Source organism: Streptomyces bugieae (assembly GCF_036352915.1).
Lineage (GTDB): Bacteria > Actinomycetota > Actinomycetes > Streptomycetales > Streptomycetaceae > Streptomyces > Streptomyces endophytica.
This window is the reverse complement of the sequence record NZ_JAZBJP010000026.1, coordinates 87,242-112,974: the sequence shown is the minus strand read 5'-3', so window position 1 is coordinate 112,974 and position 25,733 is coordinate 87,242. Positions and strand designations below refer to the sequence as shown.

Sequence of the window (25,733 nt, the reverse complement as noted above, 5' to 3'; positions counted from 1 at the left end):
CACCCCCACACCCCAGCGCCTCACCCGCCCCCGGCCCCCACTCGTTGCCCGCACCCCGTACCCCGCCGCGCGGGCTGACCGGCACGGCGACCTGAGGGACTCGGTGGGACTCGGGACGTCAGGCACTCAAGAAGTCACGCTTTCAAGGTGCACCGGCTGAACCGGGCGAACCGCCCAGCGCGCGCCTCACCCCTGCCGCTCCCCGCGCCCACCCCCTCGCACCGGCCGACCTCTCGCCGAGCGATCAGCACGAAGTCGGCCCAGCGCCCAGAGCGCCGCCACTGCCAGCACGACCGCACCCATGACGGCAGCCCCCGTCGGTGCCGCCCCCGTCTCCCGAGCCACAGGTGTCGCACCCATCTGGCTCGCTGGCTTCACTGACTGGTGCGGGCGCGGATCCCCAGGCTCCGTAGTACTGCTGCCCGGCGGCACCGGCACACCGAACACCGGCAGCAGGCGTGAAGGGCCTCCGCCGCACATGCTCGGCGGCAGCAGGGACAGCGGGTCCAGGTAGGTCCTGCCGCGGCGCAGCCCCCAGTGGAGGCACGGTGCTCGGCAGTGGAAAGGCCCTCGCTGGACTACGGCGACCGGCTGGCCCGCAGTGACCCGCTGGCCCTTCCGGACGGTGGCGCGCACGGGTTCGTACGTCGTGCGTAAGGGAGGGCGGCCGGAGCGGGACACCTCGATGGTCAGTACCCCGCGGCCGGCCACGGTCCCGGCGTACGCCACTCGACCCGGTGCGGCGGCCCGGACCGTCGCGCCGACGGAGGAAGCCAGGTCCACGCCACGGTGTCCGGCCGCCCAGGGTGCCGGCGGGGGCTCCCAGCCGCGTAAGACCGTGGGGCGTATCCCTTCCGCCCCCGTCACCGGCCAGGCCCGTTCACCTGTAGCGGGCGGCGTGCCGCCGGACTCAGCGCCACCACCCCCGGCACCACCGGTCGCGGCACCACCGGCCTCGGCCTCGGTCGTGTCCCCGGCGGCGCCTCGCCCCAGGTCTGCGGACTGTGACTGCCGCCCCTCACCCGGCGAAGCCCCCGCCACCTGGCCCATTACCTGCCCCTCGCGCACTGCCGCCCTGGGCCCCAGCCCCGCAGCCGCCGCGTGCGCGAGCGGCGAGGTGGTCAAGGCCAGTCCCAGAGCCAGCGCCGGGGCCAGCAGGGCTCTGGTCACGCGGGCCGGAAAGAAGCAGCTCGGCCCGTAGGCGGCCGGGTCGCCGAGCGGAGGCGAGTACGGGGACGGGGGCAGTCGTAAAGGCCGGTGGCCGGTCAGCGACGCCGAGGCGGTAAGCCGCCCGCCGCGCGGCCGACCGCCGCCCGAGCCATCGCGGCTGGGCCGGACGTCGTGCGGTCGGACGCCGTGCGGTCGGTCGTGTCGTACGTCCTCTCGTACGTCCTGCGGTCGATCCTTTCTCGCCTGACGTCCCTGACATCGTCGAACGTGCCGTTGCCGGGTCGGAGGCCTTGGCCCCAGCCCCCGCTCTTGCTGCTCTTGCTGCTCTTGCTGTCGTCGCTGTCGTTGCTGTCGCATGGGTCGACGGTGACGCAGTCCGGTCCGGCGTGGGGATCTTGGTCCGGAACTGTGGACAACGGGCCGGTTGTGGACAACTGCCTCACCCGGACGGGTGTCGGTCTCACCCGGTCAGGGCTCGAAATGATGCGTGTCGCCCGGTGCATCAGCCGTCCCGTACACTTCTGGTGGCGATCCGGGTCACCGGGTCGACTTCGCACGCCCCGCCGTCAGTGCACCAGTCCCGTTCGGGCAGCACGTCGGCCGCGCTCCTCGGTCCTCGGACGGCTCCGCAAGGTGTCTTCCCCGGCAGGCGCGTCGGGGCGTCAGGCACCGCGGCCGACCGGCCGCAGTGGAACCGAGAACAACAAGGAGTACGGCCATGGCCGTCGTCACGATGCGGGAGCTGCTGGAGAGCGGCGTCCACTTCGGGCACCAGACCCGCCGCTGGAACCCGAAGATGAAGCGCTTCATCTTCACCGAGCGCAACGGCATCTACATCATCGACCTGCTCCAGTCGCTGTCGTACATCGACCGCGCCTACGAGTTCGTCAAGGAGACCGTCGCCCACGGCGGCTCCGTCATGTTCGTCGGTACGAAGAAGCAGGCCCAGGAAGCCATTGCCGAGCAGGCGACCCGCGTGGGCATGCCCTACGTGAACCAGCGCTGGCTCGGCGGCATGCTGACCAACTTCTCGACCGTCTACAAGCGCCTGCAGCGCCTCAAGGAGCTCGAGCAGATCGACTTCGAGGATGTGGCCGCGTCCGGCCTCACCAAGAAGGAGCTCCTGGTCCTCTCCCGTGAGAAGGCCAAGCTGGAGAAGACCCTGGGCGGTATCCGCGAGATGCAGAAGGTGCCCAGCGCCGTCTGGATCGTGGACACCAAGAAGGAGCACATCGCCGTCGGCGAGGCGCGCAAGCTCAACATCCCGGTCGTCGCGATCCTCGACACCAACTGCGACCCGGACGAGGTCGACTACAAGATCCCGGGCAACGACGACGCGATCCGCTCCGTCACCCTGCTCACCCGCGTGATCGCCGACGCCGTCGCCGAGGGCCTCATCGCCCGCTCCGGCGCCGCCACCGGCGACCAGAAGCCCGGCGACAAGGCTGCCGCCGAGCCGCTGGCCGAGTGGGAGCGCGACCTGCTTGAGGGCGAGAAGAAGGCCGACGAGGCGGAGAAGCCCGCCGAGGCCCCGGCCGCCGAGGCCGAGAAGCCGGCTGCGGACGCCGAGCAGGCCTGACCTCAGGACCGGTTGACGACGGCGGGGGAGTGCGCCACGAGCGCCGCCCCCGCCGTCCACCCGTAGATCTTTCGACTTCGAGATTTCGAGAAGAGATTCACAGACCATGGCGAACTACACCGCCGCCGACGTCAAGAAGCTCCGCGAGCTCACCGGCGCCGGCATGATGGACTGCAAGAAGGCCCTGGACGAGGCCGAGGGCAACGTCGACAAGGCCGTCGAGGCGCTGCGCATCAAGGGCCAGAAGGGTGTCGCCAAGCGCGAGGGCCGCTCCGCCGAGAACGGCGCGGTGGTCTCCCTGATCGCGGACGACAACACCTCCGGCGTCATCGTCGAGCTCAAGTGCGAGACGGACTTCGTCGCCAAGGGTGAGAAGTTCCAGGCCGTCGCCAAGGCGATCGCCGAGCACGTCGCGAAGACCTCCCCGGCCGACGTCGAGGCCCTGCTCGCCTCCGAGATCGAGGCCGGCAAGACGGTCCAGGCGTTCGTCGACGAGGCCAACGCCAACCTGGGCGAGAAGATCGTCCTGGACCGCTTCGCGCAGTTCTCCGGCGGCTACGTGACCGCGTACATGCACCGCACCATGCCCGACCTGCCCCCGCAGATCGGCGTCCTCGTCGAGCTCGACAAGGAGAACGCCGAGGTCGCCAAGGGCGTCGCCCAGCACATCGCCGCCTTCGCGCCGAAGTACCTCGCCCGCGAGGACGTCCCGGCCGAGGTCGTCGAGGCCGAGCGCCGCGTCGCCGAGGAGACCACCCGCCAGGAGGGCAAGCCCGAGGCCGCCCTTCCGAAGATCGTCGAGGGTCGCCTCAACGGCTTCTTCAAGGACGCGACGCTGCTCGGCCAGCCGTACGCGCTCGACAACAAGAAGTCCGTCGAGAAGGTCCTCCAGGAGGCCGGTGTCACCCTGAAGCGCTTCTCGCGCATCAAGGTCGGCATCTGAGAGCCTGCCGCAAGGCAGCGAATGACCTACGACCCCGCTAGGGTCGTACGCAGTCGGCCGCTCACCGGCCGGCCGCAGATGTGACGAGGAGGCCATTGCCGCACAGGGATCTGGACCAGACCCACGGCAATGGCCTTCTTCGTATGTGCACGAGGAGAGCTCAATGAATCACGGTGCCGACGGCGCGCACACAGACCATGCCGCCAAGGACGGCAGGCGGCGCTTCCTGCTGAAGCTGTCCGGCGAGGCGTTCGCCGGCGGCGGCGGACTGGGCGTCGACCCCGACGTCGTGCACGCGATGGCCCGCGAGATCGCCGCCGTGGTGCGCGACGGGTACGAGATCGCCATCGTGATCGGCGGCGGCAACTTCTTCCGCGGTGCCGAACTCCAGCAGCGCGGCATGGACCGGGCCCGGTCCGACTACATGGGCATGCTCGGCACGGTGATGAACTGCCTGGCCCTCCAGGACTTCCTGGAGAAGGAGGGCATCGACTCCCGCGTCCAGACCGCGATCACCATGGGCCAGGTCGCCGAGCCCTACATCCCGCTGCGCGCGGTGCGCCACCTGGAGAAGGGCCGGGTCGTCATCTTCGGCGCCGGCATGGGCATGCCGTACTTCTCCACCGACACCACCGCCGCCCAGCGTGCCCTGGAGATCGACGCCGAGGCCATGCTGATGGGCAAGAACGGCGTGGACGGGGTCTACGACTCCGACCCCAAGATCAACCCGGACGCGGTCAAGTTCGACGCCCTCGAATACGGTGAGGTCATCACCCGTGACCTGAAGGTCGCGGACGCCACCGCCATCACGCTGTGCCGGGACAACAAGCTCCCGATCCTCGTGTTCGAACTGCTCGCCGAGGGCAACATCGCGCGTGCGGTGAAGGGTGAGAAGATCGGCACGCTCGTCAGCGATCAGGACACCCGGGCCTGACGGCCCCAACTGCCGCCCTTCCGTACGGGCATCGGTCCGTACGGGCGGCAACCACCGGCCGGGGTAAGACCCCGGTACGGGGATGGACAACCGCCTGCCGGTCGGACACCGTGCAGGAGTAGACGCGCGGCAGGGGCGAGGCTCTGCTTCTTACCGAAAAGACCAGGAGCAAGTGGTGATCGAAGAGATCCTCCTCGAAGCCGAGGAGAAGATGGAGAAGGCCGTCGTGGTCGCCAAGGAGGACTTCGCCGCGATCCGCACCGGGCGTGCGCACCCGGCGATGTTCAACAAGATCGTGGCGGACTACTACGGTGCCATGACGCCGATCAACCAGCTGGCGTCGTTCTCGGTTCCCGAACCGCGGATGGCCGTCGTGACCCCGTTCGACAAGAGCGCCCTGCGCAACATCGAGCAGGCGATCCGCGACTCCGACCTCGGCGTCAACCCGAGCAACGACGGCAACATCATCCGGGTGACCTTCCCCGAGCTGACCGAGGAACGCCGCAAGGAGTTCATCAAGGTCGCCAAGAACAAGGGCGAGGACGCGAAGATCTCGATCCGCAGCGTCCGCCGCAAGGCCAAGGAGTCCCTGGACAAGCTGGTCAAGGACAAGGAGAGCGGCGAGGACGAGGTGCGCCGCGCCGAGAAGGAGCTCGACGACACCACCGCGAAGTACGTCGCGCAGGTGGACGAGCTGCTCAAGCACAAGGAATCCGAGCTCCTCGAGGTCTGATGAACGAGTCATCCTGGGGGGCCCCGCCCGGCGCCGGTCAATGGGGACCGCCCGAATACGGACCGGCCTCCTCGCTTCGCGGGGTGGCGCCGTCCGCCTCGGCGGGTCCCGTGCACGACTGGGGCGAAGCGGCGCAGACTCGGCCCATGCCCATCGTGCCCGAGCCAGGCGGACACCAGGACGACGACCGGGAACATCGGCACATCCGGGATAACCGGGACCACCCGGACGACCGGGGGGCTGCTCCACGGAGCGGCCCCCTGTTCCGCGACGACCAGCCGCAGGAGCCCATGCCCACCTCCGTCCCCGGGTCCGACCGTTCGCCGGACTCAGAGAAGCCCAAGAAGAAGAGCGCGGGGCGCAATCTGCGCGCCGCGATAGGGGTCGGTGCCGGTCTCGGCGCGGTCATCCTCGCCTCGCTCTTCGTCTACAAGCCGGTCTTCATCGGCGTGATCGCGATCGCCGTCGTCGTCGGGCTGTGGGAGCTGACCTCGCGGCTGGCGGAACGCAAGGACATCAGGGTGCCGCTGGTGCCGCTCGCCGTCGGCGGCACCGCCATGGTCGTCGCCGGGTACGTGCGCGGAGCCGAGGGGGCCTGGGTGGCGATGGCGCTCACCGCGCTCGCCGTCCTCGTGTGGCGGATGACCGAGGCTCCCGAGAACTATCTGCGGGACGTCACCGCCGGTGTCTTCGCGGCGTTCTACGTGCCGTTCCTCGCGACGTTCGTGGCGCTGATGCTCGCGGCCGACGACGGGCCGCAACGCGTGCTGACGTTCCTGCTGCTCACCGTCGTCAGCGACACCGGCGCGTACGCGGTCGGCTGGCGGTTCGGCAAGCACAAGCTCGCCCCGCGCATCAGCCCGGGCAAGACCCGCGAGGGACTCGTCGGCGCGCTGCTCTTCGCGATGGTGGCCGGCGCGCTGTGCATGGAATTCCTGATCAAGCACGGCGAGTGGTGGCAGGGCCTGCTGCTCGGCCTCGCGGTCGCGGCCAGCGCCACCCTCGGCGACCTGGGCGAATCCATGATCAAGCGGGACCTGGGCATCAAGGACATGGGCACCTTGCTCCCCGGTCACGGCGGCATCATGGACCGCCTGGACTCCCTCCTGCCGACGGCGCCCATCGTCTGGCTGCTCTTCGTGGTCTTCGTCGGAGCGGGCTGACCCGACGGCGCCACCCGGCCCCTGAGCCGACGAGAACAAGCCGGAGAAGCCGGAGCCCCCTGCCAGCGGATTGCGCTGGCAGGGGGCTTTTGCGTGGCGGGGGTACGCGGGTGGGGTCGGCTGTGGGGTGGGTTCCGCCGGCCGCCCCGCCCGCCCCCTCACTCGTCAATCTTCCGCTGCCGTTTCCGCGGTCGGCCGACCCGCCTCCAGATCACCGTCATCCCCAGCCCGAGCACCACCAGGGCCACGACGACGATGAGGATCTTGATGGCGAAATCCATCAGCAGATGGTGGGCGAGATCGGACGCCGCCAGGTAACGATCGGACGCTTCCAGGGGGAGGCCGGGCGCCTCCAGGGCGGGCCCGGTCACCGTCGGCCGTCCCGTCGCCGGTCCCGCCCGGCCCCGTCTTCCAGCCGCCGGGCGGCCATGCGGAGCGCGGCCCGTACGGCGGGATCGGCATAACGGCGTGCCTCGTCCAGCCGGCCCCTGCGCTTGAGGAACACGGCAATGCCGAAGACCACCAGGGCGAGCACCACGATGCCGCCCGCGATCACGCCGAACCTGATGAGCATGAGGTTGAGATACGTCTCCACCGGAGCCTCCCGTTTTCTATCACAGCTGTGACATAAAACAATTTATCACGGCTGTGATACAACGTGATACAAAGAGGTCATGCCCAAGGTCGTGGATCCGGACGCCCGCCGCCGCGAGGTCGTCGACGCCCTGTTCCGAGTCGTCGTACGGGACGGTCTGCAGCGCACCTCGCTGCGCGCCGTCGCCGACGAGGCCGGACTCAACATCGGCTCCCTGCGCCACTACTTCGCCAGCCAGCAGGAGCTGATGGACTTCGCCATGCAGTCGATGCTCGACGGCCTCACCGACCGGTTGCTCCGCCACGTCGAGGACATCGGAGACCTGAGCCGGCATCCCCCCGTGGAACGCCTCCGCCTTGCAGCCGGTCTGCTGGCCGAACTCCTTCCGCTCGACGAACGCCGCCGCGCGGAGGTCACCGTCTTCCTCGACTTCAACGCAGCGGCCCGCACCAACCCGGCCTTCAGGGACCTCTCCGACCAGGCCGCCGCCGGCTCCCGACGGCTGGTCCGCCGCGTGCTGACCCGCCTCGACGAGTCCGGCACCCTGCGCCCTGGCCGCGACCTGGAGATCGAGACCGAGCGCCTGACCGCCCTCCTCGACGGCCTGGGCCTCGGCGCCGTCCGCAACCCCGACGTCCTGAGCCCGCAGATGTGCACCGCCGTACTGGCGGCCCACTTGGGGGACTTGGCGGGGGAGGAGTAGGGGGCGGGCGGCGCCGGAGTCGATCGTTCGGGTCTCGGCATCGTTCCGGTCGAGGCCGTCGTGCGCGAAAGCGACGCTTCGAGCCGGCGGCCGGAATGCAAGTCGGCCTCGCTGGTTACGAGTTATCCGTCGGCAGGGCTCGTTGCAGAATTGCGCCATCCCTAAGGGAAGCAAGATGGCTGTGATTTGGACCTGGATCTGGATGTTGCGGATGTCTCAGGCAACGGCGTTGAGGTAGGCGTAGCGACAAATGCGCTCGATGGCACAGTTGTCCTGGCAGTGCTCAGGGGCTCAAGAAATTATGCTGACACCCGAAGACGCGGAACGCGTGGCGCACTCACTCCTGAATTCTGCGGCACGCGTCCGGCGGGGCGGGAGTGGACGGGCTGGCGCGCCGTAGGTCAAGCCGGCGAGTCGTCCGGCCGAGCTGAAAGCTGTGACCGAGCTGCCGAAAGGCGGGGAAGCACAGCGCATCGGCGCGATCTGCGCCCATGCCTTACCGGCTGCCGATCTGTACGAGTCGTGCTTCGATGGTGGGAGCGGCCGCCGCGCCTCTATCGGTGGCCCACTGTCAGCCGTCGACTGTCAGCCGTCGACACGGCGCCGGAGTTCGTTACGCAGGAGTCCTGGAGCAGGGCCGGCGGGCGGGCCAACGCATTTCCTTCTCACCTCCTCGCAGAAGTGACGAGAGGAGCACTCCTATGCGCAAAAACAACCGTAGGCGCCGTCTTTTGACGGCATCGACAGTTCTTGTGGCCGGGGGCGTGATGCTCTTTCCCGATGGCGCAGTCGCGCAGCCGGCCACGGACAGCGCCCCGGCACAGATATCGGGAACCTTTCAGCTCGTCAATGCGCAGACGGGCAAATGCGCGACGGTCGCGGGCGGTGTCTCCACTGACAACAACGTGAGGCTCGTCCAGTTCAATTGCGATTCACACCCCTCGCGTCGCTGGATCATCGCCAACAGCAACGGCCGGTCCAACCAGGTCGTCAACGACCAGACCCGCAAGTGTGCCACGGTGGCCGGCGGTGTCTCCACCGACAACAACGTCGAGCTCGTCCAGTTCAATTGCGATACGCACCCCTCGCGTCGCTGGATCATCACCAACCAGAACGGCAACTCGTTCCAGCTCGTCAATGCACAGACCGGCAAGTGCATGACGGTCGCGGGCGGTGTCTCCACCGACAACAACGTCACGCTCGTCCAGTTCACCTGTGACACACACCCGTCGCGCCGCTGGATCCTGCGGAGGGTCGGCGGGGGCGGGATCATCGACTGAAGCAGTGGCGCCGGCGGCCTCTCCAGGTGCCGAGTTGGACGGACGCGGCTGTGACCGCTGCCGCTGCGCCATCGTGGGCTCTCAGCATCCGGCTCCGGGCCGCCGGCGGGCTGTGCCAGGCCGGCCGCAGGTCGACCATCGACCACGACGCCAGATGACGACGCGGCCACTTGACGACTGAGGGTGGCGGGATCGTCGCTCATTGCACCTGGGGCTCCAAAGGCGCTCTACGACACTGGACAGACCATGCCTGCACCCGCAGAACACGCATCTCGCCATTGCGGGAACGCTGCTCGTCGGTCGGCCTCTGAGCCGTAGGGCGGTGCCAGGCCCATTCGTCGAGCAGGTCCCGGCCGCAGACCAACGGGAAGTGCTCCGGGATCGACTGCGAGCGCAAAAGCGCGCGCCGCCCGCCGTCGGCGGGCGGCGCGTCAAGGCGTCGGGAAGCCACCACTATGGGTTGCGCCTCTAAGGTCGGGGCCCAACCGGGCAATTGTGGGCAGGCGAGGAGTCGACCCGATCCGCACGCCCGCGTACGGGTTGCGGTCTCTTGCCACTCACGGACAGCAGGCACGAGAACGGCCCCCGCCCAAAGACGCTCGCGGGGGCCGCTCTCAGCGCCTGCGGAACTCGTCGTGGTAGTAGCCGTGCTGCTTGACGTCGGCGTTGATGCACGTGTTCCCGAAGGCCGGGTTCAGCAGAGCGATGAAGTTGACGGAGTTCCCGCAGACGTTGATCGGGATGTGGATCGGCACCTGGATGTTGTTGCCGGAGACGACGCCCGGGGAGCGGACCGCGCCGCCCCCTGCATGGGCGTCGGCCGAGGCCACGCCGGCCATGCCTGTGACGGCCACCCCGGCAGCGACGGTTGCCACGAGTGCCTTCGCGATATGCGACATGCTCTCCAGTCCTTTCACGTATGACGTCAGATCACGCTCCCCGCCCATGCGATACGGCCGGGGTTCTGATCAACGCGCAGGTGACCGATATGTCACACAATGTCCCCCTGGACGGCTTAATGTGCGGGGTGCATGCGGCCCATGGGTCCCGACCGGGCCGTGCAAGGCGGGCCGACGAAGACGCAGGACACCCGAGGGTGACCGTTCCCTCACCGCTCTCACCTGGGCCGGGTCGGATGATCTGCCACACTGGACGGACCATGCCTGCACCCGGAGAACTCACTTTCGTCGCGCCGCGCGGGGCCAAGAAGCCCCCGCGGCACCTTGCCGACCTCAGCCCCGTCGAGCGCCGCGAGGCGGTGGCCGCGATCGGTGAGAAGCCGTTCCGCGCCAAGCAGCTGTCGCAGCACTACTTCGCCCGCTATGCGCACGACCCGGCGCAGTGGACCGACATCCCGGCGGCGGCCCGCGAGAAGCTGGCGAGCGAGCTGCTGCCGGACCTGATGACGGTCGTACGGCACATCTCGTGCGACGACGACACCACCCGTAAGACGCTGTGGAAGCTGCACGACGGGACGCTCGTCGAGTCCGTCCTGATGCGCTACCCGGACCGGGTCACCATGTGCATCTCCTCGCAGGCCGGGTGCGGAATGAACTGCCCGTTCTGCGCGACCGGCCAGGCCGGGCTGGACCGCAACCTCTCGACCGCGGAGATCGTGCACCAGATCGTCGACGGTATGCGGGCACTGCGCGACGGTGAGGTGCCGGGTGGTCCGGCGCGGCTGTCCAACATCGTCTTCATGGGCATGGGCGAGCCGCTGGCCAACTACAAGCGGGTGGTCGGCGCCATCCGCCGGCTGACCGACCCGGAGCCCGACGGACTGGGCCTGTCCCAGCGCGGTATCACCGTCTCCACGGTCGGCCTGGTCCCGGCGATGCTGCGGTTCGCCGACGAGGGCTTCAAGTGCCGGCTCGCCGTCTCGCTGCACGCCCCGGACGACGAGCTGCGTGACACGCTCGTCCCCGTCAATACGCGCTGGAAGGTCCGCGAGGTGCTGGACGCGGCGTGGGAGTACGCAGAGAAGTCCGGCCGCCGGATCTCCATCGAGTACGCCCTGATCCGCGACATCAACGACCAGGCATGGCGCGGTGACCTGCTCGGACGGCTGCTGAAGGGCAAGCGGGTCCATGTGAACCTCATTCCGCTCAACCCGACACCCGGGTCGAAGTGGACCGCTTCGCGCCCCGAGGACGAGCGGGCGTTCGTCCAGGCCATCGAGGCGCACGGGGTTCCGGTGACCGTCCGGGACACCCGCGGCCAGGAGATCGACGGCGCCTGCGGGCAGCTCGCCGCCTCGGAACGCTGACCGCCCGCTGGTACTGTGTGATCGAACAAATGCACATTCCGACAGGGGAGCGCCACAGCGCTGAGAGTGCGGAAGCGTCGTAGCCCTACGGTGCCCGCAGACCCTTGAACCTCGCCCGGGTCATTCCGGGTAGGAAGTTCGGTCGTCACTCATGCTGTTGCGCCCTGCCCGGCGTCCCCTCCGTACGTCCCCCGACGTCGAGAGCCGAGGACGCCGGGCAGGGCCGCGTCTCTTCCTGGCCAGCCAGGAGGAAATTCAGTGAGCACCACCAGCAGGATCACCGCGACAGCGCTCGCCGCCGCGGTCGGTATGACCACGCTTGCCGCATGCGGCAGCTCGGGCGGCGGGAGCGCGGACGCCAAGACCGTCACGCTCGTCAGCCATGACTCGTTCGCTGTCTCCAAGTCCGTCCTGGCCGCCTTCGAGAAGGAGAGCGGCTACAAGGTCAACTTCGTCAAGGGCGGGGATGCCGGCAAGGCCGTCAACCAGGCGATTCTGTCCAAGGACAACCCCCAGGGCGATGTCTTCTTCGGTATCGACAACACTCTCCTTTCGCGGGGACTGAACGAGGGGCTGTTCACCCCCTACAAGGCCAAGGGCCTGGACAACGTCCCGGCCGCCCTGCAGCTCGACAAGGGCCGGCACCGCGTCACCCCGCTCGACTACGGCGACATCTGCGTCAACTACGACCGCGCCTACTTCACCAAGCACAAGATCGCGCCGCCGACCACCCTCGACGATCTGACCAAGCCGCAGTACAAGAACCTGCTCGTCACGGAGAACTCCGCCACCTCCTCTCCGGGGCTCGCCTTCCAGCTCGCCACCATCGCCAAGTACGGGAACGCCGGCTGGCAGAACTACTGGAAGAAGCTCAAGGCCAACGGCGTCGAGGTCGTCGACGGCTGGGAGCAGGCGTACAACGACCGCTTCTCGGGCTCCGCCGCAGGCGCGGGCAAGGGCGACAAGCCGCTGGTCGTCTCCTACGCCTCCAGCCCGCCGGCCGAGGTCCTCGGTAAGAAGCCCGCCCCCAAGGAGGCCCCGACCGGGGTGGCGACCGGCACCTGCTTCCGGCAGATCGAATTCGGTGGTCTGCTCAAGGGCGCGAAGAACGAGAAGGGCGGCAAGGCGCTCCTGGACTTCCTCCTGAGCAAGAAGTTCCAGGAGGACGAACCGCTGGAGATGTTCGTCAACCCGGCGCGCAAGGACGCCAAGGTGCCCGCGCTGTTCACCAAGTACGGCACCAAGATCGACAAGCCGACGACGCTGCCGCCGGAGACGATCACCAAGAACCGTGAACAGTGGATCAAGCAGTGGTCCTCGCTCGTTCTGAAGTAGTCGACACCCGGCGGCGCGCGCGCCCCGCGCGGGGAACGGCGGTGCGGCTCGGCCTGATGGCGGTGCCGCTCGCCTTCTTCGCGCTGTTCTTCGCCTATCCGGTGGCCGCGATCGTCGGACGGGGGCTGAAGGACGGCGGACAGTGGCAGCTCGGCCGGCTCGGAACCGTACTGACCGACCCGGACATCGTCCATGTGCTGTGGTTCACCGTCTGGCAGGCGGCGGCCTCCACCGGCCTGACGCTGCTCATCGCACTGCCCGGCGCCTACGTCTTCGCGCGTTTCGATTTCCCCGGCAAACAGCTGTTGCGTGCGGTGGTGGCGGTGCCGTTCGTGCTGCCGACCGTCGTCGTCGGCTCCGCCTTCCTGGCCCTCGTCGGCCGTGGAGGGCTGCTGGACGAACTCTGGGGCCTGCGCCTGGACACCTCGGTATGGGCGATCCTGCTCGCGCACGTCTTCTTCAACTACGCGGTGGTCGTACGGACCGTCGGCGGGCTGTGGGGGCAACTCGATCCACGTCAGGAAGAGGCCGCGCGGGTACTGGGCGCCGGGCGGTTCGCGGCCTGGCGCAGGGTGACACTGCCCGCACTGGGACCGGCCGTCGCGGCGGCCGCACTGATGGTCTTCCTCTTCACCTTCACCTCCTTCGGCGTCGTCCAGATCCTGGGCGGCCCCACCTTCTCGACGCTGGAGGTGGAGATCTACCGGCAGACCGCGGACTTCCTGGACCTGCCGACAGCCGCGGTCCTCACCATGATCCAGTTCGCGGCCGTACTGGGCGTCCTCGCGCTGCACGCCTGGACGGTGCGCCGACGGGAATCCGCACTCCGGCTCGTCGACGCCTCGCAGGTTGTCCGTCGACCGCGCGGCCGCGGCCAATGGGCACTGCTGTGGGGCAACCTCCTGATCATCACCGTGCTGCTCGTCGTCCCGCTGGTCGTGCTCGTCGAGCGGTCGTTCGCCGGCCCTGACGGCTACGGAACGATCTTCTACGACTCCCTGCGCTCCGCCGCGTCCGCCAACAGCACCTTCGTCGTCGCCCCGCTCGACGCCCTGTGGAACTCTCTCGCCTACGGCGCCGCGGCGACGCTGATCGCCTTGGTGATCGGCGGACTGGCGGCCGCCGCCCTGACACTGCCTCGGCTCCGCAGAAGCCCGTCCGGGCGGACCCCCACGGTCAACCGGTTCGTCCGGGGCTTCGACGCCCTGCTGATGCTGCCCCTCGGCGTCTCCGCGGTGACCGTCGGCTTCGGCTTTCTGATCACCCTCGACAAGCCGCCCCTGGACCTGCGCGCCTCCTGGTGGCTGGTCCCGCTCGCCCAGGCACTGGTGGGGGTGCCGTTCGTGGTCCGCACGATGCTGCCCGTCCTGAGGGCGGTCGACGGACGACTGCGCGAGGCCGCAGCCGTCCTCGGCGCCTCGCCATGGCGGGTATGGCGAGAAGTCGATCTTCCGATGGTGCGGCGGGCCATGCTGATCGCCGCGGGGTTCGCCTTCGCCGTATCGCTCGGGGAGTTCGGCGCGACGGTGTTCATCGCACGGCCGGACCACCCGACCCTTCCGGTGGCCGTGGCACGGCTGCTGGGACGGGCCGGAGAGCTCAACTACGGGCAGGCGATGGCCCTGTCGACCATCCTGATGGTGGTCTGCGCCGGCGCCCTGCTGGTCCTGGAGCGCATCCGCATCAACCATCCCGGGGAGTTCTAGATGACGGCACGGGCCGAGACCACTGCGCCGGACCTGCTGCGGCTGGACGGCGTGACCGTCCGCTTCGGCTCCGCCGACCGCCCCGCCCTGGACTCGGTGGACCTGGATGTCGCCGCGCACGAGATCGTCTGCGTCCTGGGCCCGAGCGGCAGCGGCAAGTCCACCCTGCTGCGGGTGGTCGCCGGTCTCCAGCAGGCCGATGCGGGGCGGGTGCTGCTGGAAGGGCGGGACCAGACGGGAGTACCCACGCATCGGCGCGGGGTCGGCCTGATGTTCCAGGACCACCAGCTCTTCCCGCAGCGGGACGTCGCGGGCAATGTTGCCTTCGGGCTGCGGATACGACGCACCGCGCGCACCGACCGGGACCGTACGGTCGCCGAACTGCTCGACCTCGTCGGGCTCCCGGGTGCCCAGCGGCGCGCCGTGGCGTCCCTGTCCGGCGGTGAGCAGCAGCGGGTCGCCCTGGCCCGTGCGCTCGCCCCGCGCCCCCGCCTGTTGATGCTGGACGAACCCCTCGGACAGCTCGACCGCGGCCTGCGCGAACGGCTGGTCGTCGAACTGCGCCGCCTCTTCCAGGAGTTGGGGACGACCGTACTGGCCGTCACCCACGACCAGGGTGAGGCCTTCGCGCTCGCTGACCGAGTTGTGGTGATGCAGGAGGGGCGGATCGCCCAGACCGGCACTCCGCTGGAGGTCTGGCAGCGCCCGGCCTCGGAATTCGTCGCCCGCTTCCTCGGCTTCGACAACGTGGTCGAGGCAACGGTGCAGGGCGAGGCCGCCGTCACCCCGTGGGGCAAGGTGCCGATCCCGAACGGGACCCCGGACGGGCCGTGCCGGCTGCTCGTACGTCCGGCCGGTGTGCGGCTGATGCCCGCGCCCGAGGGCCTGCCCTGTAGGGTCGCGGCCCGCACCTTCCGCGGCACCCATGTCGCCCTGCTGCTCCAGCCGTCCAGCGGACCGCAGTTGGAGGCTGCCTGTGCCCTGCGCGAGGCGCCGGAGGTGGGCGAGCGGGTGGGAATCGCGTTCACCGCACAGGACGTCGTGGTCCTGGACGCTACGGAACAGGATGCTGCGAACCCGGCGGAATAACTGGCGGGTGCGGAGTCGAGGGCTGGTGCAGAGTGACGGTGCCTGTTCTTGTGCCTCTGCTGTGGCCATGGTGTGCTCCTTGAGGTGGTGGTCGTCCGTTGTGCAGGGGCGGTTTGTTGGTCATGCGAGGGGAAGGGTGCCCGGCCGGCGGCCCTGTGGGACCACCAGGCCCAACTCGTAGGCGAGGATGACTGCTTGAGCCCGGTCACGTAGACCCATCTTGGTGAACAGCCGGTTGATGTGTGTCTTGACGGTGTGGTCCGTGATCGTCAGACGTTCGGCGATCTCCGCGTTGGAAAGCCCCTGGGCGATCTGGACGAGCACCTCCACCTCCCGGTCGGTCAGCTCCTCGACCGTGCGTACGGGCACCGGCGCCGCCCGCTGCTTGACGAAGGCCGCGATGAGCCGCTTCGTCAGCTCCGGCGCCAGCAGTGCATTCCCTTCCGCCACGACCCTTACGGCATGCAGGAGTTCGGGGAACGTCGCATCCTTCAACAGGAAGCCGCTGGCCCCGGCAGCGAGCGCGTCATAGACGTACTCGTCGAAGCCGAACGTCGTCAGCATCAGTGCTTTGGTGGCGCCTTCGGACGCCCGGGTGATCTCACGAGCGGCCTCGATGCCGTTCTTGTGCGGCATCCGGATGTCCAGCAGGGCCAGGTCGGGCCGCTGCTCCGCGGCGACACGCACCGCCTGGACACCGTCCTCGGCCTCACCGACCACCTCGATGTCGTCCTGAGTGCCCAGCAGATTGACGAATGCCGTGCGGACGACCGCCTGGTCGTCGGCGACGATTGCTCTGATCACCAAGGGATTTCCGCTTCTATGAGAAAGCCGCCGTCGGGCCCGGGCCCGGCGGTGAGCTTCCCGCCGAGCAGCGCCGCCCGCTCCTGCATGCCGACCAGCCCGTGGCCGGTGTGGGTCGGACCCGCCGGACCCGGTCCGTCGTCCGCGATGCGCACCGCCAGCCGGTCGGAGCAGTAGCCGATCTCCACCACCGTATGAGCGCCCGGAGCGTGCCGACGCGCGTTGGTCAGCCCCTCCTGCACGATGCGGTATGCGGACAGCTCCCAGGAGGTGGGCAGCGCGACGCGTTCACCGCTGATGCGCAGCTCGACCTCACCGCCCACCGAGCGGTGCTGTGTTATGAGGTCGTCCAGTGCGTCGAGGGTCGGCTGGGGAGCAGTGCCGGCCTTGTCATCGGGCCCGGTCCGCAGGACGCTCAGCAGTCGGCGCAGTTCCGCCATCGATGAGCGGGCAGAGGCGGCGATCTGCTGAAAACCGTCGCGGGCCTGCGGGGAGAGACCTGGTGTGGTGTACGTGGCGCCCTCGGCCTGGACCGCGATCATCGAGACCGAGTGCGAAATGACATCGTGGAGTTCGCGAGCGATCGCCGCCCGCTCGGCCTCGGCGGCCTGCCGCCGCTCCATCTCGATCAACCGAGCCTGTGCCGCGGTGCGCTCCCGACGCGTCTCCTCCCGTGCGCGTACCGCATCGCCCATGGATACCGCCGCCAGGATCGCCACGGTCAGCACGAACCACTCGGCGTACAGCCTGGGGGAGCAGGCGGGCCACCCCCATGTCGCAATGTGCCACTGGTTCACGATGAGCGAGAGAACCGAGCCGGCGACGACAACGGCCGCAGGGTGTGCAACTCTGCGACGTCCGAGGGTGTAGCAGCCGATCAACCCGCTCGCGGCGGCCGCGATATAGAGGTCGCTTCCGGCCGCGAAGCTGACCAGGACCGCTACGACCGCGAGCACGGCGATGGCCGGGTACGAACGGCGCCAGGTCAGAGCCGCGGCGGACGCCAGCACGGCGAGCGCGATCACCAGCGAGTGCCGCGGCACGACCACCAGTTCCGCGGCAGCGAACGCGGTCAGCGCTCCGCCGGTGATCCAGGGGTATGAGGGCGACGCGATCCATCCGCGCAGCCGCTGCTGGAGAGATTTGCTCATGCCGACATTTTTCAAAATCGCGCTATGCCGCAGCGTCGCCGCACGGGTTGATCTCTCGACCGCATGTCATGCCACGGGTTGACGCCGAGGTTCGGTTGCTCGGTTGACGCTCCGCGAGCGCGCACTCCGTAGCCTCGTGATCACGCGAGGACGGAGGAATGATGGGCTACCAATACCCCTGGCATGTAAGGCAGTTGGCGACATTGTGGTTGGCGATGCCGACCTGGCGCGGGCTGCAAGATGAACGGCACGCGGGCTCGCCCGCGGAGACGTGGGAACGGAGCGTCAGCGCAATGGCTGCCCTCCGCCCGGCACGCGTCGCGGACTCGCGGCACGACCGGGTGTCGTTCGGGTCGGCTGTGCGTCCGATGCGATGCGCGACAGGGAGGCCGGTCATGTGGGCGATGGCCGCAGTCGGCTTGCCGTCTCGGAATACCTCAACGCCACGCCGGCCGAACCCTGATGTCGTGCGAAGGATGAGGGAGAGAGGGCATGCCTGGGCCAGGTCGGAGTGGGACCGGGCTGGGACTGGGGCTGGGTCCGGGGCTCGCTCCTACGACAACCTGGAGCGCTTACTGGCCACGGGACGAACGGGCTATTGGCTGACCTCGGCACTGGGCTGGACGTCCGCCGCCGCGCGCCGTGTCCGTTCGTGGCCGGGAGACGGCACGGCACCGCCGGGGAGAGCCCCGTCCGCCGCCCCGGGCGAGCCCGCACCCGGCGACCCCAGATTCTTCTCCGCTCCTGTGCCGGATCGCGCTCCCGACGTCATCGCAGCGTCGGAACCGTCCGGTTCGGGCTCGCCGAACCAGGCGACGGCGACCGCCCCGGCCACGGCCACTACAAAACCGAGGACAGCGACCCAGGCGAATCCCGGACGAGAGGAGTCACCGAGCCAGAGGACGCCGAGGATGCCGGGAACCACGGTCTCGCCCACCACGAGCGCTGCCGTGGCTCCGTTCACCGAACCGATCTGCAGGGCGACGGTGTGCAGATACATGCCGCCGAGGCCCGCGACGAGGATCGCGTACAGAGCGGGGTCGGCGAGCATGGACGGCAGATGGAAAGGGTCCGCGCCGTTCAGGACCCGTACGCCGATGCCAAGGGCACCGAAGCCCAGGCCGGAGAGCAGACCGGCGAGGATCGCGGCCCGTCCGCCCATCAGGCGCACGATCAGGGTGCCGCCTCCCATGAGTACGACGGAGGCGGCGAGCAGCCACCAGTGGGTGGCGATCGGAGTATGGCCGCTGCCTTCCGGGCCTGCGGCCGTGGCGAGCAACACCAGCGCGGAACAGACCACGCCGATGGAGCTCCACTCGGCCTTGCTGAGCCGGATGCCGAGGAGCTTGATGCTCAGAACGGCGGTGATCACGAGGTTCGCGCTGATCACGGTCTGGGACAGGAACAGCGGCAGCATTCGGGCCGCCAGCGCTCCGAGCCCGAAACCGATGAAGTCCAGCACGGTGCCCACCATGAATTCCCAGGTCACGGCGGCTTTGGCGGTCGAGGAGAGGCTGGGACCGCCATGCTGGGTGACGCCAGCGGTGGAGGCCTTGGCCGCCTCCTTGCGTGCGGATTTACGGGAACCGACCGCCTGTAGGACCGAACCCGTGCCGTAGCAGGCCGAGGCCGCCACGGCCGTCAGAAGGCCGATGATCACCGAGAGCTCCGTTCGCCCGCTGTCTGCATTACCTGTTCATTACCTGGCTTGGCAGACGTGCATTTCGGGAGGGGAGTTGCCTCAGCGGGCAAACGGATCAGTTGTCGGCGACAGGAGCGCGCCCATTCGTCTCTCGGAAGGCCGGGTGGAGGAAGGTCCCCTCGCTCAGGAAGAAGCCCCGCTCCTCAGGCGGACGAGTGCGTCCGGGACCTCGTCCACCGAGTCGACCAGGGCGATCCGGGTGGCCATGGGACGGTCCGCGGCGAGAGCCTGGAGCAGGGGCCAGGTGGGCAGCTTCTCCGTCCAGTGCGCGCGGTTCACCAGCACCATCGGGGTCGGCTCGCCCCGTGACTGGTAGTAGTTCGGGGTCGCATTGTCGAAGATTTCCTGGACGGTTCCGGCGGCGCCGGGCAGGAACACGACGCCGGCGTTCGAGCGTGCCAGCAGGCCGTCCTCGCGCACCGCGTTGACGAAGTATTTGGCGATGTGGGACGCAAAGGCATTGGGCGGTTCGTGTCCGTAGAACCAGGTCGGAATGCCGACCGAGGAGCCGCCGCCCGGCTGGCTCCGGCGTACGTCGAAGGCGGCACGAGCCCAGTCGGTGATCGAGGGGCCGAAGTGCGGGGCCTTGGAAAGGATCTCCAGCGCGGATTCCAGCATCTCGTCCTCGAAGGGCGCGGCGTACGCGCCGAGGTTCGCGGCCTCCATGGCCCCCGGGCCGCCGCCCGTCGCCACGGTCAGGCCGTCGCGCGCGAGCCGGCGACCGAGCCGGGCCGCCCCTGCGTAGGCTGCGGACCCGCGCTCCAGCGCATGTCCGCCCATGATGCCCACCACCTGTGCGCCCGCGAGGTGTTCGTCGAGCGCATCGGAGACCGCGTCGTCGTGGATGCTGCGGAGCATCGAGGCGAAGATGTCGCCGTCCGATTTGGTGCCCTGGTACCAGTGATAGGTGAGAGCGTCCGGGGTGGCGTCGTAGCCCGCGTCGACCAGCCCCTCGAAAAGCTCCTCCGGCCCGTACAAACTGCCCCGATAAGGATCGAACGGGAGGTCCGGTATGGGCGGGAAGACCAAGGCGCCACCGGCGCGGACCTTGGCCGCCGCGTCCGGCTCCATGGCGCAGCCGAGAAACACGGATTCCGTGGTGTCCGTGCTGAGGAGCGCGAACGTACGGTCCATCAGGTCTACCGACTGGATGCGGTAGCCGGCGAGGCTGCCGGTGGAGGCGACCTGGTCGAACTCCTTCAGGGACTCGATCTCACGGTCGTGCTCGGGGTGACGGTCGGACGCTGGGGACTCTGAATTCCAGTGCACGCCCGCCATGTTAGGGCCGCAGGGATTCCACCAGGGGGCGGAGGTTCCGGTCGGCGGCCGCGGAGTCCAGGGCGGCGCGCAGGGCGCCGTCGTAGGTCGGCCGCGCCTTCTTCTGCAGCTTGCGGCCTTCCTCGGTGATCACGCTGTACACGCCGCGCCGGTCGTCGGGGCACAGGTCCCGGCGGGTGAAGCCGGAGGACTCCAGGCGCGAGGCCAGCCGGCTCACCGAACTCTGGTTGAGTCCGATGAGGTCGGCGAGTTCCTGCATCCGCAGCTCACCGTCGTCCGCCTCGGCCAGCCGGGCCAGCGCGCGGTACTCCGACAGCCCGATGCTGTGGTGCTGCTGCAGGGCCCTTGCGAGTTCCTGTTCGACGCGCGTGTGCAGTGTTCCGAGCCGGTCCCAGTGCTCCGCGTCCATCGCCATCCGCCTCTTCTGCCTTTTTCCGCTGGGCTCTTGACAGCAGCGTACATGCATCCGAAACTTATGTATGTGCATGCAAGTGATGCATGTGCATGGACCTAGGGGGAGGATGGCGATGGTGATGGGGAATGTGGCTACCGAGGCTCGGAGCGCGACTGAGATTGAGCGGATCGCCACCGTGCCGGACTGGTACGAGCCGTACAAGATCTCACAGGCCATCAGGGCGGGCGGATTGATCCACGTCTCGGGGCAGGCGGGGTTCGACGAGCAGGGGCGGACCGTCTCGGACGATTTCCTGGAACAAGGCCGGCAGGCGTTCGCGAACGTCGAGCGAGTCCTGGCCACGGCGGGTGCTTCACTGGCCGACGTCGTCAAGGTCGGCATCTTCGTGACGGACATGGCGGCCCACCTCGAGCATGTCATCGCGCTGCGCGAGGAGCTCCTGTCCGAGCCCTACCCCGCCGACACACTGCTGGAAGTGTCCGCACTGGCCCAACCGGACTGGCGAATAGAGGTGGAGGTCACGGCGCTGGACCGTCGCTGAAGGGGGCGGCTTGGGGTGGGAATGGGCCGCCATCTCCCCACCAGGGAACAACGTGATGCGAGTCGGAGCGGCGCATTCATCGGAGCGGCGTACTCAGGGGACACTGCCGTACGGGCCAGATGCGGCGCCCCACTCAGAGGCTGGTCCCATCACCGCACACACCACCCCATACCACCGCGCCACACACCGCCCAACTCCCCACCTCCCAGCCCTCAGCTGAACCACAGCACAACCCCGCAGGGCACCCGTCTACTCACTGCACAGCCCACCCGTCAGCTCATTGCACAGCCCCCACCAGCTCAATGCATCAACGGCCTCAATGCATCAACGGCAGCGTCGCCATCTCGGCCACGGTCCACGTCAGCGGGCCCAGGACGATCAGGAGGACCAGGGTGCGGAGAGCGGCGGCGCGGTGGAGGACGGAGGCGGAGGCGCCCAAGCGGCGGAGGGCGGCCGTGGTCCGGGCTCGGGCGGATCGGGATTCCAGGGCGGCGGTCAGGGCGCTGGCGATGACGCAGGCGAGGACGACCGTTGCGCCGACGCCGGTGAGGGGACCGAACGAACGGGAGGGAACGGAGTCGTAGACCTTGACGGCGACGTAGGCAGCGGATGCAACCGCGCACATCACACCGAGCGGGCGGCCGAGGCGGTGGGACTCCTCCTGGAGAACGCGCCCGGAGAGGAGGCGCAGGGCGCCGGGCCGGCCGGCGCACAGGAGGCGGCCGCACAAATGCACCAGGCCGGGGCCGGCCAGGACGAGGCCCAGGGCCGACAGGGCCCAGCCGCCCAGTACGCCCGGGGGGCTGCCGATCAGCCGGCCGGGCAGGGGGAGCAGTCCGCCGTGGGCCTTGGAGGCGGGGCTGGTGTAGGCCTCGATCGCCAGGCCGGCGGCGGCCAGTGCGATGCCCCAGGGGAGGCCGGACGGCGGGGCGGTCCGGGGGCGAGGCTCGGCGTCCTGTGACCCGGCGTCGTCGCGGGGGCGCAGGGAGACGGCGGTCGCGGCGGACGCGGTGAGCGGTACGAGGGCCAGCAGGAGGAGGGCTCCCGCGAGCGGCAGGGGGTGGCCGGCGCCCAGCAGGTCGGCGTCGATGCCGAGAGAGCGGGCGGTGTCCGCGCCGCCGAGGTCGCCGCGGAGGCGCAGGAAGACGAGCAGCGAGAGGAGGGCGCCGAGGAAGCAGGTCAGTGCGGTGGAAGCGGTGGCGAGGAGGGTGAGTCGGAGGGGGCCCAGGCCGGCGGCGGTCATGCCGCGCTGGAGACGGGCGGCCGGATCGGTGCGGGCCGTGGAGACCGCGAGCTGGGCGGTGGCGGCGAGCGGGGCGGCGCACCACAGCAGCCGTACGAGGGATTCCTCGGCCGCGGCCGGGTGGCCGGCAGCGTGGCCGATGGTGGACAGGATGAGGAAGCCGGTGCCGGCCGCGGCGGTGGTCACGAGGAGGCGGCGCAGCAGGAGGAGGGGGTGAGAGCCGCGGGCTAGACGGAGAGCGAGCACGCTGCCCTGCTTTCCTCGTCGGAGGAGCCGGCGCCGGCCGGGGTGGCGGTCGACTGTCGGCCGTCGAGAAGTGCGACGGACCGGTCGGCGAGCGTGCCGATGTCCGGGTCGTGAGTGGTCAGGACCACGGTGATCTGGTGCGAGCGGGCCGCGGTGGTCAGGGTGCGCAGGACCTGGGTGCCGTCGGCGTGGTGCAGGGGGGCGGTCGGCTCGTCGGCGAACAGCACCTGCGGGGTGGTGGCGAGGGCGCGGGCGATGGCGACGCGCTGGCGCTGGGACTGGTCGAGCTGGGCGGGGCGGCGGCGGGCGCACATGCCGACGTCGAGGCGGTCGAGCCATTCGATCGCGGTGTGCTTCGCGGAGCGGGCGCCGGTGCCGCGCAGCAGCAGGGGGAGGGCGGCGTTCTCCCAGGCGGTGAGTTCGGGAACGAGGTGGGGTTCGGTGTCGATCCAGCCGAACCGGTCGAGACGCAGCCGTTCGCGGCTGGGGGAGGAGAGGGTGTGCACGGGGGCGCTGTTGAACCAGACCTCGCCCTCGGCCGGGACGAGTTGACCGGAGAGGCACTTCAGGAGGGTGGTCTTCCCGCTGCCGCGTGGGCCGTTGACGGCGAGGATCTCGCCTTCGCGGACGCCGAGGGAGACTCCGGCGAGGGCGGTGGTCCCACCGTACGTGTGGTGCAGGCCGCGGGCCCAGAGAACGTCGTTGTCAGGCGGGGCCACCATCTGCGCACCTCTTGCTCGTTCGCGTTGATTCGTTCCCCCGAGCGGGTGAACGACCATGGAGGGTATCGGTCACTAGCACGGTAAGGATTGCTGACCCCCGGTATTCGCCGCTTGGCAGCACAACGGCCCAGATTCACTCGTATGGCTTGAAGTGAGTGAATCTGAGCCGCTGGGTGTTCAGTTGTGTATCTGTGAGCTCCGCATCAGTGAAACGGGAGGTGACGCGATGATCAGAGCTTGGTCCAGGCCTCGGTGAGGACCGCGCGCAGGATCTGCTCGATCTCGTCGAAGACCGACTGGTCGGCGATCAGCGGCGGGGCCAGCTGGATGACCGGGTCGCCACGGTCGTCGGCGCGGCAGTAGAGACCGTTGTCGTACAGGGCCTTGGAGAGGAAGCCGTACAGGACGCGCTCGGTCTCCTCGTCGTTGAACGACTCCTTGGTGGCCTTGTCCTTGACGAGCTCGATGCCGTAGAAGAAGCCGTTGCCGCGGACGTCGCCGACGATCGGCAGGTCGTGCAGCTTCTGCAGGGTGCTCAGGAAGTTGCCCTCGTTGTCGAGGACGTGCTTGTTGAGACCCTCACGCTCGAAGATGTCGAGGTTGGCGATACCGACGGCCGCGGAGACCGGGTGGCCACCGAAGGTGTAGCCGTGCAGGAAGGTGTTGTCGCCCTTGTAGAACGGCTCGGCCAGGCGGTCGGAGATGATGCAGGCGCCGATCGGGGAGTAGCCCGAGGTCATGCCCTTGGCGCAGGTGATCATGTCCGGGACGTAGCCGAACTTGTCGCAGGCGAACATCGTGCCGAGGCGACCGAAGGCGCAGATGACCTCGTCGGAGACGAGCAGCACGTCGTACTGGTCACAGATCTCGCGGACCCGCTGGAAGTAGCCGGGCGGCGGCGGGAAGCAGCCACCGGCGTTCTGCACCGGCTCCAGGAAGACGGCCGCGACGGTCTCGGGGCCCTCGAAGAGGATCTGCTGCTCGATCTGGTCGGCGCACCAGCGGCCGAAGGCCTCCGGGTCGTCACCGAAGATCGGGGCGCGGTAGATGTTGGTGTTCGGCACCTTGTGCGCGCCGGGGACCAGCGGCTCGAAGGGGGCCTTCAGGCCCGGCAGGCCGGTGATCGACAGGGCGCCCTGCGGGGTGCCGTGGTAGGCGACCGCACGCGAGATGACCTTGTGCTTGGTGGGCTTGCCGGTGAGCTTGAAGTACTGCTTGGCCAGCTTCCAGGCGGTCTCGACGGCCTCGCCGCCACCGGTGGTGAAGAAGACCTTGTTCAGGTCGCCCGGGGCGTGCTGGGCCAGGCGCTCGGCCAGCTCGACGGCCTTGGGGTGGGCGTAGGACCACACGGGGAAGAAGGCCAGTTCCTGCGCCTGCTTGTATGCGGTCTCGGCGAGCTCGACCCGGCCGTGTCCGGCGTTGACCACAAAGAGGCCGGCGAGGCCGTCGATGTAGCGCTTGCCCTTGTCGTCGTAGATGTTGGTGCCCTCACCGCGCACGATCGTGGGCACGGGAGAGTTCTCGTACGACGACATGCGGGTGAAGTGCATCCACAGGTGGTCGTACGCCGTCTTGGAGAGGTCGGCGCTCATTGCTATCTCGTTCCCCAGGTGTAGGTCTGCTTCCGGAGCTTGAGGTACACGAAGCTCTCGGTGGATCGAACGCCGGGAAGCGTGCGGATCCGCTTGTTGATCATTTCCAGAAGGTGGTCGTCGTCCTCGCAGACGATCTCGATGATGAGATCGAAGGAGCCTGCCGTCATGACGACGTACTCGACCTCCTCCATGGTCGTCAGGGCGTCGGCCACGGGGTCGAGGTCGCCCTCGACGTTGATGCCGACCATTGCCTGCCGACGGAAACCGACCGTGAGGGGGTCGGTGACCGCGACGATCTGCATCACGCCTTGGTCGAGCAGTTTCTGTACGCGCTGGCGCACGGCCGCCTCGGACAGGCCCACGGCCTTGCCGATCGCGGCGTACGGACGGCGCCCGTCCTCCTGGAGCTGCTCGATGATCGCCAGGGAGACGGAGTCGATCGACGGAGTGCCGTTTCTGTCACGAGTGGCCACGTCCCTCACTGTGCACGAGCCTCGACAGTCTTGCAACCCCAAATCGATGAAATTAGTCGTGTCGCGA

At 68.9% G+C, this 25,733-nt stretch carries 25 protein-coding genes; 12 read left to right on the top strand and 13 right to left on the bottom strand.

The features are described from left to right. Positions 1–186 precede the first annotated feature (186 nt). The gene (locus V2J85_RS29830; RefSeq protein WP_330823286.1) at positions 187–1,050 is read right to left on the bottom strand and encodes a murein hydrolase activator EnvC family protein; all 864 of its coding nucleotides are present in this window, start codon (positions 1,048–1,050) and stop codon (positions 187–189) included. Between the two features lie 838 nt (positions 1,051–1,888). Between V2J85_RS29830 and rpsB the strand changes: the two genes are divergently transcribed. The 5 genes from rpsB (at position 1,889) to V2J85_RS29805 (ending at position 6,522) form a co-directional block, all read left to right on the top strand. Continuing rightward, positions 1,889–2,749 carry a 30S ribosomal protein S2 gene (gene rpsB, locus V2J85_RS29825; protein ID WP_261955438.1) on the top strand — a complete coding sequence of 287 codons (861 nt, stop codon included), beginning with the start codon at positions 1,889–1,891 and terminating at the stop codon, positions 2,747–2,749. A gap of 106 nt (positions 2,750–2,855) precedes the next feature. Further along, positions 2,856–3,692, top strand: a complete 837-nt coding sequence (tsf, locus tag V2J85_RS29820) for a translation elongation factor Ts (protein ID WP_261955437.1) — start codon at positions 2,856–2,858, stop codon at positions 3,690–3,692. 163 nt (positions 3,693–3,855) lie between these two features. Next, the gene (gene pyrH, locus V2J85_RS29815; RefSeq protein WP_261955436.1) at positions 3,856–4,626 is read left to right on the top strand and encodes a UMP kinase; all 771 of its coding nucleotides are present in this window, start codon (positions 3,856–3,858) and stop codon (positions 4,624–4,626) included. Between the two features lie 175 nt (positions 4,627–4,801). Further along, positions 4,802–5,359: a ribosome recycling factor gene (gene frr, locus V2J85_RS29810; protein ID WP_030413725.1), complete on the top strand. Its 558-nt coding sequence runs from the start codon at positions 4,802–4,804 to the stop codon at positions 5,357–5,359. Continuing rightward, positions 5,359–6,522 (top strand): phosphatidate cytidylyltransferase, encoded by a 1,164-nt coding sequence (locus V2J85_RS29805; RefSeq protein ID WP_330823282.1) that lies wholly within the window; start codon positions 5,359–5,361, stop codon positions 6,520–6,522. The genes frr and V2J85_RS29805 overlap by 1 nt, the downstream gene beginning before the upstream one ends. A 158-nt stretch (positions 6,523–6,680) precedes the next feature. Here V2J85_RS29805 and V2J85_RS29800 read toward each other — a convergent pair whose 3' ends face one another. Continuing rightward, on the bottom strand, positions 6,681–6,893 hold the full coding sequence (locus V2J85_RS29800) for a hypothetical protein (RefSeq protein WP_261955434.1): 213 nt from the start codon (positions 6,891–6,893) through the stop codon (positions 6,681–6,683). After that, positions 6,890–7,117, bottom strand: a complete 228-nt coding sequence (locus V2J85_RS29795) for a hypothetical protein (protein ID WP_261955433.1) — start codon at positions 7,115–7,117, stop codon at positions 6,890–6,892. Before V2J85_RS29795 ends, V2J85_RS29800 begins: the two co-directional genes overlap by 4 nt. A gap of 79 nt (positions 7,118–7,196) precedes the next feature. Here V2J85_RS29795 and V2J85_RS29790 point away from each other — a divergent pair, with 79 nt between their 5' ends. Together V2J85_RS29790 and V2J85_RS29785 are read left to right on the top strand one after the other, a co-directional pair. Then, on the top strand, positions 7,197–7,820 hold the full coding sequence (locus V2J85_RS29790; protein ID WP_261955432.1) for a TetR/AcrR family transcriptional regulator: 624 nt from the start codon (positions 7,197–7,199) through the stop codon (positions 7,818–7,820). 701 nt (positions 7,821–8,521) lie between these two features. Further along, positions 8,522–9,100 carry an RICIN domain-containing protein gene (locus V2J85_RS29785; protein WP_330823280.1) on the top strand — a complete coding sequence of 193 codons (579 nt, stop codon included), beginning with the start codon at positions 8,522–8,524 and terminating at the stop codon, positions 9,098–9,100. Between the two features lie 614 nt (positions 9,101–9,714). Here the strand turns inward: V2J85_RS29785 and V2J85_RS29780 are convergent. Beyond that, positions 9,715–9,999: a chaplin gene (locus tag V2J85_RS29780; RefSeq protein ID WP_261955430.1), complete on the bottom strand. Its 285-nt coding sequence runs from the start codon at positions 9,997–9,999 to the stop codon at positions 9,715–9,717. Between the two features lie 260 nt (positions 10,000–10,259). Between V2J85_RS29780 and rlmN the strand changes: the two genes are divergently transcribed. The 4 genes from rlmN to V2J85_RS29760 all read left to right on the top strand — a co-directional run bounded on the left by rlmN (position 10,260) and on the right by V2J85_RS29760 (position 15,496). Beyond that, entirely contained in the window at positions 10,260–11,366 is a 1,107-nt protein-coding gene (gene rlmN, locus V2J85_RS29775) for a dual-specificity RNA methyltransferase RlmN (protein ID WP_030413730.1), read from the top strand. Positions 11,367–11,624: 258 nt separating this feature from the next. Then, a complete protein-coding gene (locus V2J85_RS29770; RefSeq protein ID WP_330823277.1) occupies positions 11,625–12,701 on the top strand; it encodes a thiamine ABC transporter substrate-binding protein in 1,077 nt (358 codons plus the stop codon). Between the two features lie 56 nt (positions 12,702–12,757). Continuing rightward, on the top strand, positions 12,758–14,407 hold the full coding sequence (locus V2J85_RS29765) for an ABC transporter permease (RefSeq protein ID WP_330823285.1): 1,650 nt from the start codon (positions 12,758–12,760) through the stop codon (positions 14,405–14,407). Beyond that, on the top strand, positions 14,408–15,496 hold the full coding sequence (locus tag V2J85_RS29760; RefSeq protein ID WP_330823276.1) for an ABC transporter ATP-binding protein: 1,089 nt from the start codon (positions 14,408–14,410) through the stop codon (positions 15,494–15,496). It begins immediately after the preceding gene. A gap of 120 nt (positions 15,497–15,616) precedes the next feature. Here V2J85_RS29760 and V2J85_RS29755 read toward each other — a convergent pair whose 3' ends face one another. From V2J85_RS29755 to V2J85_RS29735, 5 genes are all read right to left on the bottom strand, one after another. Further along, positions 15,617–16,303 (bottom strand): response regulator transcription factor, encoded by a 687-nt coding sequence (locus V2J85_RS29755; protein ID WP_330823275.1) that lies wholly within the window; start codon positions 16,301–16,303, stop codon positions 15,617–15,619. Beyond that, the gene (locus tag V2J85_RS29750) at positions 16,297–17,451 is read right to left on the bottom strand and encodes a sensor histidine kinase (RefSeq protein WP_330823273.1); all 1,155 of its coding nucleotides are present in this window, start codon (positions 17,449–17,451) and stop codon (positions 16,297–16,299) included. Before V2J85_RS29750 ends, V2J85_RS29755 begins: the two co-directional genes overlap by 7 nt. A gap of 595 nt (positions 17,452–18,046) precedes the next feature. Then, entirely contained in the window at positions 18,047–19,111 is a 1,065-nt protein-coding gene (locus tag V2J85_RS29745; RefSeq protein ID WP_330823271.1) for a DMT family protein, read from the bottom strand. Positions 19,112–19,276: 165 nt separating this feature from the next. Beyond that, positions 19,277–20,422 (bottom strand): LOG family protein, encoded by a 1,146-nt coding sequence (locus V2J85_RS29740; RefSeq protein WP_410011260.1) that lies wholly within the window; start codon positions 20,420–20,422, stop codon positions 19,277–19,279. A 10-nt stretch (positions 20,423–20,432) separates the two neighbouring features. Continuing rightward, positions 20,433–20,840 (bottom strand): MarR family winged helix-turn-helix transcriptional regulator, encoded by a 408-nt coding sequence (locus V2J85_RS29735; protein WP_261957410.1) that lies wholly within the window; start codon positions 20,838–20,840, stop codon positions 20,433–20,435. Positions 20,841–20,952: 112 nt separating this feature from the next. On the opposite strand from V2J85_RS29735, the gene V2J85_RS29730 reads away from it, so the two are divergent. Beyond that, on the top strand, positions 20,953–21,387 hold the full coding sequence (locus V2J85_RS29730; protein ID WP_330823269.1) for a RidA family protein: 435 nt from the start codon (positions 20,953–20,955) through the stop codon (positions 21,385–21,387). 316 nt (positions 21,388–21,703) lie between these two features. On the opposite strand, the gene V2J85_RS29725 is transcribed toward V2J85_RS29730, so the two are convergent. The 4 genes from V2J85_RS29725 to V2J85_RS29710 form a co-directional block, all read right to left on the bottom strand. Continuing rightward, positions 21,704–22,876, bottom strand: a complete 1,173-nt coding sequence (locus V2J85_RS29725; protein WP_330823268.1) for a hypothetical protein — start codon at positions 22,874–22,876, stop codon at positions 21,704–21,706. Then, positions 22,858–23,598, bottom strand: coding sequence for an ABC transporter ATP-binding protein (locus V2J85_RS29720; protein WP_330823266.1), 741 nt, complete (start codon positions 23,596–23,598; stop codon positions 22,858–22,860). Before V2J85_RS29720 ends, V2J85_RS29725 begins: the two co-directional genes overlap by 19 nt. 230 nt (positions 23,599–23,828) lie before the next feature. Further along, a complete protein-coding gene (locus tag V2J85_RS29715) occupies positions 23,829–25,190 on the bottom strand; it encodes an aspartate aminotransferase family protein (RefSeq protein WP_261955419.1) in 1,362 nt (453 codons plus the stop codon). A 2-nt stretch (positions 25,191–25,192) separates the two neighbouring features. Further along, a complete protein-coding gene (locus tag V2J85_RS29710) occupies positions 25,193–25,666 on the bottom strand; it encodes an Lrp/AsnC family transcriptional regulator (protein WP_018087114.1) in 474 nt (157 codons plus the stop codon). Positions 25,667–25,733: the final 67 nt, after the last annotated feature.